General features: G+C 34.8%; 11 protein-coding genes and 1 pseudogene. All 12 read right to left on the bottom strand.

The annotated features are described in order from the left end of the window. Positions 1-8: 8 nt before the first annotated feature. A pseudogene (locus WMO14_RS07250) lies at positions 9-341 on the bottom strand (recombinase family protein); the annotation flags it as partial. Next, positions 331-1068: a hypothetical protein gene (locus tag WMO14_RS07245; protein WP_349153576.1), complete on the bottom strand. Its 738-nt coding sequence runs from the start codon at positions 1066-1068 to the stop codon at positions 331-333. The gene WMO14_RS07245 and the pseudogene WMO14_RS07250, both read right to left, overlap by 11 nt. Positions 1069-1167: 99 nt before the next feature. After that, positions 1168-2001: a hypothetical protein gene (locus tag WMO14_RS07240; RefSeq protein ID WP_349153575.1), complete on the bottom strand. Its 834-nt coding sequence runs from the start codon at positions 1999-2001 to the stop codon at positions 1168-1170. 49 nt (positions 2002-2050) lie between these two features. Further along, entirely contained in the window at positions 2051-3502 is a 1452-nt protein-coding gene (locus WMO14_RS07235) for a toll/interleukin-1 receptor domain-containing protein (protein WP_349153574.1), read from the bottom strand. 42 nt (positions 3503-3544) lie between these two features. Next, entirely contained in the window at positions 3545-4189 is a 645-nt protein-coding gene (locus WMO14_RS07230; protein WP_349153573.1) for an RloB family protein, read from the bottom strand. Between the two features lie 2 nt (positions 4190-4191). Then, positions 4192-5454 (bottom strand): AAA family ATPase, encoded by a 1263-nt coding sequence (locus tag WMO14_RS07225; protein WP_349153572.1) that lies wholly within the window; start codon positions 5452-5454, stop codon positions 4192-4194. Between the two features lie 257 nt (positions 5455-5711). Next, entirely contained in the window at positions 5712-5906 is a 195-nt protein-coding gene (locus WMO14_RS07220) for a hypothetical protein (RefSeq protein WP_349153571.1), read from the bottom strand. 469 nt (positions 5907-6375) lie between these two features. After that, the gene (locus WMO14_RS07215) at positions 6376-9030 is read right to left on the bottom strand and encodes a DEAD/DEAH box helicase family protein (RefSeq protein WP_349153570.1); all 2655 of its coding nucleotides are present in this window, start codon (positions 9028-9030) and stop codon (positions 6376-6378) included. 3 nt (positions 9031-9033) lie between these two features. After that, positions 9034-10953 carry a DNA methyltransferase gene (locus WMO14_RS07210; RefSeq protein ID WP_349153569.1) on the bottom strand — a complete coding sequence of 640 codons (1920 nt, stop codon included), beginning with the start codon at positions 10951-10953 and terminating at the stop codon, positions 9034-9036. A gap of 82 nt (positions 10954-11035) precedes the next feature. Continuing rightward, complete coding sequence (locus tag WMO14_RS07205) at positions 11036-11281, bottom strand: hypothetical protein (RefSeq protein ID WP_349153568.1); 246 nt, start codon at positions 11279-11281, stop codon at positions 11036-11038. Positions 11282-11293: 12 nt separating this feature from the next. Continuing rightward, entirely contained in the window at positions 11294-12949 is a 1656-nt protein-coding gene (gene rlmD / locus WMO14_RS07200; RefSeq protein ID WP_349153567.1) for a 23S rRNA (uracil(1939)-C(5))-methyltransferase RlmD, read from the bottom strand. 188 nt (positions 12950-13137) lie between these two features. Beyond that, positions 13138-13401, bottom strand: coding sequence for a hypothetical protein (locus WMO14_RS07195; RefSeq protein WP_022502282.1), 264 nt, complete (start codon positions 13399-13401; stop codon positions 13138-13140). Positions 13402-13467 lie beyond the last annotated feature (66 nt).

Raw genomic sequence — 13467 nt, 5'->3', positions numbered from 1 at the left:
AATATTTTTATGATATTGACACCAAAATCCTGCATTCTTTGCAAGGAAGATAATACATCAGCTGCGTTACGACCGAAGCGGGATAATTTGAACACAAGGACGAAATCGACATTATCTTTACCGATTTCAATGTCAGCAAGCATCTGTTGAAACTAAGGTCTGCCTTCCACACTTTTTCCGGACTTGCCCTCGTCGGAATATTCTCCGGCAATTATCATGTCTTGATAGTCGGCATATTTATGTAATTTATCTTTTTGTGCATCTAAACTGTAACCATCTACCTGCATGGAGGTGGATACACGGGTGTAGACGTAGCATTTTTGTTGTTTTTCATAGTTCATTACCTTCTTCCAATTCAATTGGCTTTTTCCTTATTTTTCTGATAACAAATCTCACAGGATTCACAATTACCTTTTTGATACACATATGTATGATTGAATAAATAACAAATATTGGCGGCTTTATAATACAATTCCACAGCCACACTGTAGGCAAATCTTCATCTATCTTTGCTGCAAAAATCAAAATTTTAAATACCATTTTTCTATATTTAAATTGATAATACTTCTTTCTATACTCTGGTTTTGTAATATCATTTAAGATAAAAAACATTATATCGGGAACGTCAACATATTGTGTAGCTGTATTCAGACCAATCTCTTTTCTCATGATTTGATACATTTCTCCCCATAAAAATATCAACATATCCTTATCATAATACTTAACCTTCTGCCAATTTTCATTAACAGCAAGCTCCCTGTATAAACAATAAGTTTTATATAATTTTTTCGAACCAAAAATAGCCAATGAAGAACCAACATTGTAAAATTCTTTTTGGCTCATAGACTTTGCAATATCTTTCTTGTCTTTTACACCACTAAAAAGTTTTTCGAATAGACCAATCAATTTCATATACTCTGATTTTTTTGTTTCATATATTTTCAATCCATTTTCTTTTTTCTTGCTAAGAAAAAAGAGCAGTAAAGTAGCAGCAACTGATAACAAAGCCGCATTGTCTGCCATCCATTGCACAATATCTTTCGCACCTTCTATATATTCATCCAACACTCTACACCTCCTATCTTTCTATCCCAACACAATTATATATTTGTTCCAACTTTATTTCAAGAAAAAATCGACAGTGCAGATGTCTGCCAATTTTATAACCTATAATCTAATAATTAATGCAGACAATACACCTGAGATACACAAAAAACTTAATACTAGCAAAAGCAATCCAAATGATATATAAAACTTTACACTCTTGCATAATCCCATTGTTTTTATGTAAAACCACTCCCACATCTTACCAAAACGATTTTTTAACACTAAATTAATCATAGATAAAACATGTATCATTCCTACTAAAGTAAATATCATAAAAACTATTAAAATGATTACTCCCATTGCTTGATATAACAAAAAACCAAATACTTCTACATCAAACAAAGCGGTAAATATTCCTTCCTCTTGCATTTTATTAAGCATTGCTTCTTTATCAAAATCCGGACCCATAATTGGCATTTTTATGAAACTTACCAAAATGGGGATACATATTGTCGCCAAAATATTAAACAGCAATATATATTTAATGGATTTATCAATCCTATATCTTCTTGTTATTATGTATTCAGCCACCAGAAAAGCCACTTCTAAAAAAACAAACAATACTAAAACAACTGCACAAATTATTTTTTCGTATTTCAAAAACCAATAAATCAAAAATAAAGCTACCAATAGAAAGACCACAACTATCTCAGTTCCATATGAACTTTCACTTTTGTATGTACCCTTAGAATTTACACATTGATTTCCCGAATTATTAATTATGTATTGTTTTTGTTCAATATGGATTTGCGAAAAAACAAGTTGTTTATCAACTTGAATGTCAGTTGTTTTCTTTTCATCTTTTAACAATTTAGGAATCAGAACTCCAAATAGTGCTCCTAAAATTGCAGAGACAACAGCAAGCACTAAATCATATCCTATTTTTTCTATCATAATCTCCACCTTTCGCTTTTGTATGTTTCTATTCTTTATCTATGACAACTTAATTCAATGTACCTATTTCTTCTACTTTTACATAGCTTAATATTGCTGGAGCAGCATTCCAGCTTCCGGAATATTTCATCTCTCTGTCATATACGCATTTTCCAACAACACTCTTTAATTCTTCAAGACTACTCACCCCAAACAATACCATCATTTTCTGACAATACTGTCTAGATTTCATTTTCATCCATTCTATCGGAGCGTTTTTAGCATATACATAACATGTAGGAAACCAGTATGATTCACGCCAACTATTTTCATCTTCAGCAAGTTCATATGCATTACATACTTGATACAAAAACAAATCCGCTTCAGCTATAGCTTCACTTGTAAAAATTGGCAATTTTTCTCTTTGGTTACATATTGTATCTCCCATAAGTGTAAATTTATTTTTCATATCTGTGCTTGGTTTATATCGTTCTTCAACTACACGACTATGATGTCTAAATGCAGTATAATTGTTCTGCTTAATAGCCCCTCCAAATATGCTAGTCTCCAAAAAATATGTGTGTGTTAACATTGTATTTATAGCTGAGTAATCTTTTGTATGACGCATAAAAACTATCACACAAATAAATAACTCCCACATAAGATTTCTAAACACATCCAAGTCATCATCCGAAGCAGAACCCGCTTTAGGTTCAAATGTTTTAATACAAGTTAATTGGTTATACATCGTTTCAAAATAGTCTGCTAATACTTCTGCATAGTTGCACTCTGTTTCAGAAATAACTTCTACGAAATCTAAAAATATATCCCTTATAATCTTTGTATTCAGAAACAATTCATATTGTCGTTCTGAATTCGCCCCTTTTTCATAATATAACTTCAAGGTAGCAATATACTCTGTTTGAAACCTAGATATACAACTTCTGCGCTTAGCATCAGTATTACTTCCACGAATTTGACGTATCAAATCCTTTATCAGAAAAAAATCTGTCTTTGCATCATCTATCCACTCAGGTCTTTTACCTAATTTAGGTTTAACAAACTGTGGCTTCTCATAAATATTTCTAAGAAGTTTTTCATATTCAACCTCATATGTTTCTTGGTTCGATAAATCAATGTATATTCTTGTTTTGATATATGTAGGGGCATAAGGTTGTCCTTCCTCATCTCTTTCAGCAATAATTGGAATAAACTTTTCCTGCTTCGTATTTCCATATATCTCACTAGAAATAATAACAGTTTCATCTCCTACCCCACCAGTACGCTCATTAGCTTTTTGAGCATATGCTTTATCACAGATAATAAGAACCTTAGTAATTTCAGAATCATTTACACATCTTTCCATAAACGCATATTTATCCTGTCCTTCTTTTAAATCCCATTTATCCAAAACAACATCTACTCCATGTGACACTAATCTTTGTGCTAATTCAAGTACTAAATCACTACTTCCCCAAGCATATGAAATAAATATTTTAGGAATCCCATCTTCTTGTAACATATGTGCACCTCCGAACCATTACTCAATTTGTTTATTAAAATACTATCTTACTTTTCCCTTAATCTCTTCCACCAATTCATGCACCGTGGTACACGGACACATCTCTGATGGCTTTGTTTTACCTTCTCGTTTACACTGCTCCAATTTTTGCTGTGCTATCTGAATTGCTTTTTTCTCATCACCAGCTTTGCAGAGTTTTCCATACATCTGCTCATCAGCCTTGGAATACTTCTGTCCGGTCTTGGTTTTATATACTCGTCCAAATTCCGAACAACAAGTCCATGAGTCTTGGATTGCCGGCATGGAACCAAAGTAAGCATACATCCATATCTCAAAACACGGATTTGACCAGCCCACTTGTATTCCTTTATCCTCTGCCTCTTTTATAATCTCATCAAATCCTTGCACTTGGTCTCTATCAAACACAATCCAAGGAATACGATATTGCGCATCGTAAGCAGTGAGTTCCAGACATTTATCAATCATGGCACGAGTCTTTGTCTCTACCACCTTTATTACAAGCTTGTTTCTCACATCTTCCGGCAATGTCTGATGAAGTCCAGTGAAAAAACAACGCTCTGTAGCTTCTGTATCCGTAACAATCAAGTAGTAGCCTAATTCTGGCGCCTTAAATTGTTTTCTCTGCTCTCGTGTTTTTCTATTACCCGTTCTGTCCTTTTTCGCCATACTTATTCCTCCTTAAATATATCAATGCTCTTTAAGGTAGGAATCGCCCCATACTTTCCAATCAGGTAATTCTTCTCATAGCTTTCATCCTTGCGGATACGGGAGCCATCTTCATCCACAAAATCAGCCAATGAATAAAGTGTAGAAACTCCTCGATCATCCTTTTCTACAAACCAGATTTCATCACGACGCAACAACTGATTAGACAACTGCCATGTATCATGAGTTGTAAATACAAGCTGAGCATGATTTGTATTGATTTCCGGATTCAAAAATGTTAGTAGGAAATTCCTTACGAGCAACGGATGCAGACGAGCATTTAATTCATCAATGAAGAATACACTTCCCTTCTCTAATACTTCCTGCAATTCCGGATATAATGCAAACATCTTTAAAGTTCCAGCAGACTCCATTCCCAAAGGAATTTCAGCCATTTCATCAGAATCAATCTTCTTATGGAGTGCGTTAATCTTGTATCTTTCTTCCTTAGATTCTCCCTCCTGTGGAACCTTTTCAATTCTGAAATCTTTGATATGCTCATCAAAAGATGCAAAATATTCCACCACCTTCTGCTGAACATTCTTATCTTCCACAAATCCCTTAGGCAATCTGCGTGACATAAAGAAATTAGTAAAAGGATCACCAAAATCAGCAAACTCATTTGCAATGAACCAATCCCTAATCGCCTTACACTTATTAACCTTCAACTTCGCTCCCAAAGAGACAATAAGTACCTGCTTTTCCAGTGCTACCTGAATATTATCCCTGCTACTCTTAGGAAATCCTGATAAATCAAGCTCCTCGTCCGTAGTTCCACGATAAAATACTGTACTGTACTTTCTGGCAGTCTTCGCCTTGGAATTAAGCCACTCTTCCGTTACACCTTCCTTATTGATACAGAAACCATAGTTATATGTTCTCTCCGACTTATCTCCTGGTAATGTGAAATAAATCTCAAAGCTGGATTCTGCATCAGCAGATGTGGAATCAAACAAGAACGGAGTCGGTCTGAACTCTTCAAACTTTTCTTCCTCATCTCCGTACTTAAAAGAATCTGCAACATAATCAGACATATATTCAAAAGCATTGTATATGTTAGACTTTCCGCTTGCATTTGCACCATAGATGGCAGCAACCGGCAAAATCTTCTCACTGCCAACAGTCACCACTCTGTCTGAAAACTCAGTCATCTTCGCCGCAGACAAATCCAAAGTAGCCTCTTCTCTGAAAGATTTAAAATTTTTAAAATTAAATTGTATTAACATGATTGCTACCTCGCCTTCTTTTCTATTTTCTATTATATACAGTTTTTCTTAAAATTCAACACGCAAATGAGGTTTTTTCTCATTTTGTTGTGTATTTGTGCCTTGATATTAAAAAATCACCTAACCTGCACCTTGTACAAATTAAGTGATTATACATTATTTGATATCATATTATTATTTTAAATCTTAAATTTCGTTATTAACTTGAACGCTCTTTCTATGTATCACATTCCACTCTCGCAGGATGCCGATGTTTCTTATGCTGCCCTTAAATACTGCTTCATAAATCGTCTTGCATAAGCTTCGCACCGTAGTCGTTTTCCTTCTGCATCAAATTCCCAAGTCTCCGGATCAAACTGGATTGCTGTAGCTATGTCTCGCATAACCTGTACTCCGTACTTCTCCATCATCTCAGCCAGGAATGTGCAGTAGCGTTCAAATTCCTTATTCAAAGCTTTCCTCCTTCCCTTCACATACCGCAATACCACCATCTGTATCAAATACATCCGCACTGGGTGGTATGTTATTCCTATCCCTAATATACATCTTCACGGATAAAATAACAAGGTTTCAAAAGAGAAAAAACTTCCGCTGTTAATTATCAAATTTTCATTCGTTTATCGATACACTACCTCAGTCAATGTCAGAAATCTTGACACACTCACCTTTTCCCAAATATCTTACTTAAAACAGCATATTTTTTGATGTTGTAAAAAAATCTCTAGGTGGCTTTTGCTAGATACGCATTTTGGATATCCATCTCAAAATGCATCTAGTTAGGGAAGAAATCCCCTAACCCCCCCCCTGATATTTATATAGGTGCGTCACTTTTTGGAGCACCTTTTGAAAAGGTACGCAACTTTTTGACTCACCTTTTCGGAAAGGTGCTGCACTTTTTGACTCACATATGAAATAACTTTACTAATTTGAATTGACTATTCCTTTAGCATAAGCATTTAATACTTTTAAATGATCTTCCGGTTTTTGTAGCATCTCAAAATCAGCACTAAATTCAGCTCCTCTCACATCTCTATTAAAGAAGTGAAAGCCCCATATATGATAATTATTATCATCAACAAATGTTTTTATTGGAATTGCATTTTCTTTCAATTGCAGAAGAAAATCTTCCTTCCAACCATCTGATTCCAACAGATGTGTGCCCTTTGGCTCAATGAACACTTGCATTTGTTCAAATCCGTCTGCATTATCCTTCTGTAAAAACAACACATAATCAGGCTCAAATCTTTCACCACCATCAAATGAATAGATGTGCATCTGTCTTTCATTACGCACTAAATAAACTTTACTATAAATAGATTTCAATTCATCTACATGATCACGAAAATAAGATACAAATGCTTTTTCTTCAGATGTTCCATAATTATCTGTAAATGCAAACCAATCTTCTCCTTTTAAGTCGATACGCATTGTATCCGGCACGGTATCATCATTTTGAGACACTCCAATTCCACCATCCACAATATTAGTATAATTTACAGCTTTATCCCGGAAAACATCATGTATATTAACTGCACGGAAATCCTTAGTACCCTCGTATTCTTCCTCAATTGTAGAAATAGATGCCGCTATCTTTGTGAGTACACTTGTAACAACCGTTGATAGAATAGTCACCAATGGCACATCATATTTGCTACGAATATCAATTTTTATATTTCCTAGATAGCTACCACTTGTTATAAATTCTCTTGTCGACTTTAAATTTGGAAATCTACTTTTTAAAGTATTAAATTTATACACCGGAATTTTCGCAAGCGCCTTATTTACAATAGCATAATTTATATTTGCAATTTTTCCAATTGTAGTGGTATATAACTTTGTTTTTGTCTTACCATCAACCGCAACACTCTGTTCATTATCAAGAATAATATCCTCACCAGATTGCCCTGTTGCTAACGTCACAGAATAGATTTTATCCCTTATCGACGGAAGTAATTCTTTAACTTCAGAACGACTCTTAACTACTCGATCATTCAAAAATATTAAACCTGTTTTATAAAGATCATCCTGTTTAAAATCATCCTTCAAAATATAATGCTTTGTAATTGTTTTATCTGGTTCAATACCTATTTCACGTAGTGCATTATGTAGTTCACCTATATATCTACTATCATTTTGACAATGGTAATACAACTCCTCACAAATACGAAGCTCATTTTCCACATCATTATCATATTTGCGTTGAAACTTTGTCTGTTCATCATTTATTTTAAACGGACAATATCTAGCACCACGCCCTATAAGTTGCGCTTCTGACACAGTTGCAGAAGATATTGATTTACCACCTGACTGTCTTGTTTCATACAAACGCACTATATCAAAAAGATTTAATACATCCCAACCTTCATCCAGTTTCTTTACTTCAAAAATTGCTCTATATGGATTTGAAGCATCTTCCAAAGAATTGAGCAAAATTTGTTTCATATCCGCTTCTTTATCATCATTAACGGATACACAATGTTCTTCTGAAAAATCCTCGCGAAGTTCCTGTGCAAGCATATCAAAAGTAATTCCCGAAGCTGAAAAATAATCATATGCTTGGTGCATTGTTGGATTATCAATTAATGCAGAAATTCTCTCTATTGTAGAACCATTAAGCTTTTTCACAGCCTCTATAAAAGCTGCCATAAACGCTTTGCTGTCTGCAATTTTGGCAGACTTAAATAACACAACTGGTTTGATGGATAAATGATTGTCCTGAAAAACTTTTAATCTATACTGGCTCAACACCAAAGCCTGAATAGCCCTGTCCATAATATCCATATCCGAACGAAGCGTTTTAATCTCTTTTGAATAAAGATCCGCACGGAATTTATGTAATGGGTAATCAAATATAATTTTATTTTCGTACTCTGCACGAATCTGAGGATTAGCAAGATCACAAGTAGCAGTAAACTCTAACAGAACATTCTCGTTATTTCTGCCAAAAATACTCTTAACTGTCTGTTCCCAAGAATGATAGTTTTCTTTTTCTTCTTGACTAGGTCTCTTTGTTGTTACATTTAAATGATGAGCTTCATCAGAAATAAGCACAGTTTTGACATCATCAAAATCATCAAAAGAGATGCCATTTTCTTTAGTAAACCACATATCCGTATGCAAACCTTGAGTTGTAGAAAAACAAATATTAATAGCATCTGGATCTGTTGATTGAAAATTATTAACTTTCTTTATCGGTATACGTTCTCCCTCTAACACAATCTCATCTGCAAATAAATATTTACTTGATGCAGCATTTAGGAAATTGTCTTCTGTCTTCTTTACTATAGTTGACAAGTTTACAAAGAACAGAAAATTTCTGTAGCCTTTTTTATATAGGTAAAGCATAAGTCCAGCCATAATCAAAGTCTTTCCACTTCCTGTTGCCATATGAAATAGCACCTGCGTTGGACGTGGACATTTAGGGCTTTCAAAATGTGTAATAAAATTCTCGAATGCTGCAATCTGATATGGACGCAATTCAAAAGCTGGATTTAAGTTGTTCGGAATGTATGATGGCATCTCAGAAATATATCCATATTCACGTAAATCATCCATTTTTGTATACAGAAATGCCATAGATCACACCTCCCCATAGAAGCTTCTTGTAAATGCCTTATCATCTTCGCTGATACCGTATTCTTCATCGTCTATATCACAGTAATTTACATACAACAAATTTTTATCAAGTAATTCCATAAGGAAACGCTTCTGGTCATCAATAGATAAAGAATAAAAATCATCTACATTTGCATCAATGTCTTTCGGATTTACCTTACTGCTAATAAATCCTGTTGCTATGATACGATCATATATATCTTTAATTTCATCAATAGTTGTAGCAGTTTGAATTTCATCCACGAAATTTTGATTAGCTTTTGCGAGCTCACAATATATAAAAGAACCTCCACCTTGCCAATCTACATCTGCAGATATTCCTCCATTCTCTCCATCAATAACCTTTTTAATTCGTTCAACCGCTAAGCGTTCTATATAATCCATCTGATCTACACCAATATAGCGACGGTTCATTTTATGAGCAACAGCACAGGTCGTACCAGAACCCAAAAAGAAATCCATTACTAAATCTCCTTCTTCTGTAGAAACCTCCAAAATATTTTTAATAAGATTCTCAGGCTTAGCATAATCAAATTCATCTCGTCCGAATAGGTCATCTATCTGTGAGTTGCCATCCATATTTTTACAATCACAAAGAAGTTCCTTAAGAAAATCTTGAATTAAAACGTCTGAAATTACAGCACTCAATTTTCCACTATTATCATCAGATTTGAATTTCCTTGCATATGGTTTAGATATATTTAAAAATTCATAATCATCTGGAAATACAATTGCTCCTAGATTATAGTAATATTCAAAAGTATCTTTTGTAACTGCCCAGGTTCTTTTCTCGCTTGCCGGATATTCTTTTCCTGTTTTAGGATCAATCATCGTAAAATAGGAATTGGGGCGCTTACTTGCAGGTTGTTGTGAAGTTAAATCTGCAAGTCTCCATGGATTTCCTGGATAATCAGGTGTTTCATAATATTTTCTTTCTACTTTTCTGCCAACAATCTTTTCATTATCTGATACATTAGTATATACAAGAATCCAATCAAAATCCTGAGAAAAATTAAATGGTACATCAGACTTCCCGCTCCTTGTTCTACGAGGAACAGTCCCAACAAAATGATCCGCACCAAAAATATCATCTGCCATCACTTTAAGATAATGCATACCATCCTCGTTAATACTAATCCAAATAGTTCCACCTGGTTTCATAATTTTTTTAGCTATTGAAAGTCTATCTTTCATAAATACTAACCAACTTGACAAATGAAAATTTGAATTATATTTGAATGTATCTGTTGCTTTATTTTCCCTAAAGAAATATGGCGGATCTATATAAATGCATTTAACTTGACCTGCATACTTTTTCAATAGAGAAGAAAGCGCCATCAAATTATTGCCTTTAATAATCATATTATCATTAGGAGAAAAAGTGTTAACCGTTTCAACACCAGTTAATGAATATTTTTTTGCATTTATCAGCACTTTCGGATAGAATAATCTATCGACTTCATCAGGTGCCAAAGTTTCATTATAGAAAATTTCGCTACGTTTTTGCTCATCCTTTGTTTGCCCACCTTCAAGTACACAATCCTTGTACGGGAAAACTAATTCAACAGTACCTTTGGAAGAAATTATATCTCCATTATCATCAGCAAGTCCAATTTTATTCTTAAATCGTGTATAACTATCCGGCAAAAACTCTTTGTTATTCACAACCCATCCAAACTCCACTTTATCAAAAACAGATATACCATCTACATCCTTAAAAAAATGTTCCTTTGTTACCTCATTAGACAATAACAGACGAATAAGCTGAGCATCCATCTGCATAGTTGCCTCGTATACAGCATTTCTCAAGAGAATTCCTTCTTCAGAAAAAAATCTATTATCCTGTTTAAGTACATCCAATACTGCTTCATAAAACTTAGTCATATTGTCCGCTCCTTCACTTGTACTTATTATGATTGGCTTCAAATTTCATCCCAATAAACAATTCGATTAGGAAATATCTATATCAATTCAACTCATTCCAAACATCCACATAATCCTGCAATCCACCCGGACGCATAGCAAAGCTTACATAACTTGTAGGCTCCTCTCTTGCAAGTCTGGCAAGGATTCCTGCATCCTCCGGGTCATCAAACACAACCTGCGTTTCTGTCTTATCACAGTCAATCACAAGCTCCTTGCCATCCATATCTGTCATAACAACTGCGTTCTTGCTGCTATCATACTGATACACCGTATAGTTTAATACCATGTGCTCACCTCTCTAAATCATCCCAAAATGCTTCAGTGCATCCTTTATCGCCATTTCCTTCTCCACCGGACATTGCGGCTGTCTGCTATCCTCCGATTTAGGCAGATTATAATTCACCCCAACCTCTATACCACATTTTCTTTTTTCTTGTGAAATATACAGATTAGAAACCTTTAATCCGTACTTCTCCAGCACATATTCCTGTATTTCTTTATAAGTCGCCTTACTGTCCGCACTAGTTAAATCTAACTCATCCAGTTCTATCTCAACCTCAATCCTGTCATCTGGCTTTTGTTGGGACAAAAGAACTACCGTCTCTACATGTCCAGTATTTGGAAACATATCTATACAACACCCTTTTTTTACCTCATACCCACTCTCCTGCAACATAACCAGATCCCTTGCAAGACTTGTAGGCTTACAGGAAATATACACCATAGAATCAACACCAAAATCAATTATCTTCTTAAGTGCCTTAGGATTGATTCCATCTCTTGGTGGGTCAAGAACTATAAAATCTGGTTTATCCTTAATATTATCAAGTGCATTAAGTACATCGTCTGCTATGAATTCACAGTTATCAAGACCATTTATGCCTGCATTTATTTTAGCTGCATTAACTGCCTCTGGTATTATTTCAACACCTATAACTTTTTTTGCAACAGGTGCTAAAATCTGTGCTATAGTACCTGTTCCACTATAGAGATCAAAGATAACCTTGTCCTTAGTTGTTCCGACATAATCTCTTGCCTTAGAATACAGGACTTCTGCACCAAGTGAGTTAGTCTGGAAGAATGAAAATGTTGTAATCTTGAATTTAAGTCCAAGAAGTTCTTCTTCAATATAATCCCTTCCGAATACTATATCTGTCTTTTCATTGATTACTGCATCGGCAACACTGTCATTGTAGGTGTGCAGGAAGCCGGTTATCTCTCCGTCAAGTGACAGTGCTTTTAATCTGTCTGCAAGTTCGTCCATAGGGATATCATTAATTGTAGTTGTCACAATATCCACAAGGATTTGTCCTGTCTTTACAGCTTTTCTTACAAGCAAATGTCTAAGATACCCTTCGTGCTTCATTTTATGGTAATAAGTGAGATTTTTCTCTAGTGCATAATCATATACACACTTGAGTATTTTTCTGTAATCATTATCCACAATCTTACAGCCTGTTACTGTTACTATATCATACATACTGTTTCTCTTATGTAAACCGAGGGCTATCGGACCATCTTTTACCTCATCGCCAAATGAGAATTCCATTTTGTTACGGTATTCACTTGATACAGGACTTCCAATTATTCCCTCCCACTCATATTCTGTATTAATAACAGGAGCAAGAAGCTTCTTCACTGCATTTTCTTTCATCTTTAACTGTTCTTCGTACTTCACAGTCTGGTATACGCAGCCACCGCATTTGCCAAAATGCTCACATCTTTCGTTAGTTTCTGTATCTGCCTGACAGACAACTTCAAGAAGCCTTCCTTCACATTTGCCATGCTTCTTCTTATTTACCATAAATTTAACTGTCTGTCCCGGTATTGAATTCTTTACAACAGCCTTTTCCTCTATAGTCTGACCGTCTTCCTCTGTCTTAACTATTACATTTCCCTTATTAGGAAAATCCACGCTTTCTACATAACCTGTATATATGCCACCTTTTTTCATCTTTTATCTCCAATCCTTCTATATAATCAATCAGGAAACTAACCCTGTCCTTATTCTTTATCAATTTTTTATACGAACCAACCACCAGCTAACCAGCCTTCCTCCCACATCACCGAACATCTAAAAAACCACTGGCTGTAAGCCAGCCAGTGGTCTTTGTCTTAATCATTCTTTAATTGGCAGAATAATTAGTTCTCGAATTCATCATCATCTTCAAAGTCTTCATCAAAGTCGTCATCATCAAAATCATCATCAAAATCATCAAGATAATCTGGTGTGAAGTATCTATAGATTGCATATACGATAGCTGCTAATGCTGCAACCGCTCCAATAACTGCTAATACTATGATAATTACATTACTTTTCTTCTTGCTCTCTTCTACATCTTTCTTGTGAAGAAGTTCATTGAGCTTGCTTGCCGCAATAAGCTCTTCAATCTTATCCTTATTCATAACAACCGCTCCTTTCAAAACACTTTTAAAGTAAATATATTGTATCACAACATATTTTATTTGTCA

Source organism: Lachnospira rogosae (ex Hitch et al. 2025) (assembly GCF_040096455.1).
Taxonomy (GTDB): domain Bacteria; phylum Bacillota; class Clostridia; order Lachnospirales; family Lachnospiraceae; genus Lachnospira; species Lachnospira rogosae.
This window is presented reverse-complemented; position numbering and strand designations above follow the sequence as displayed.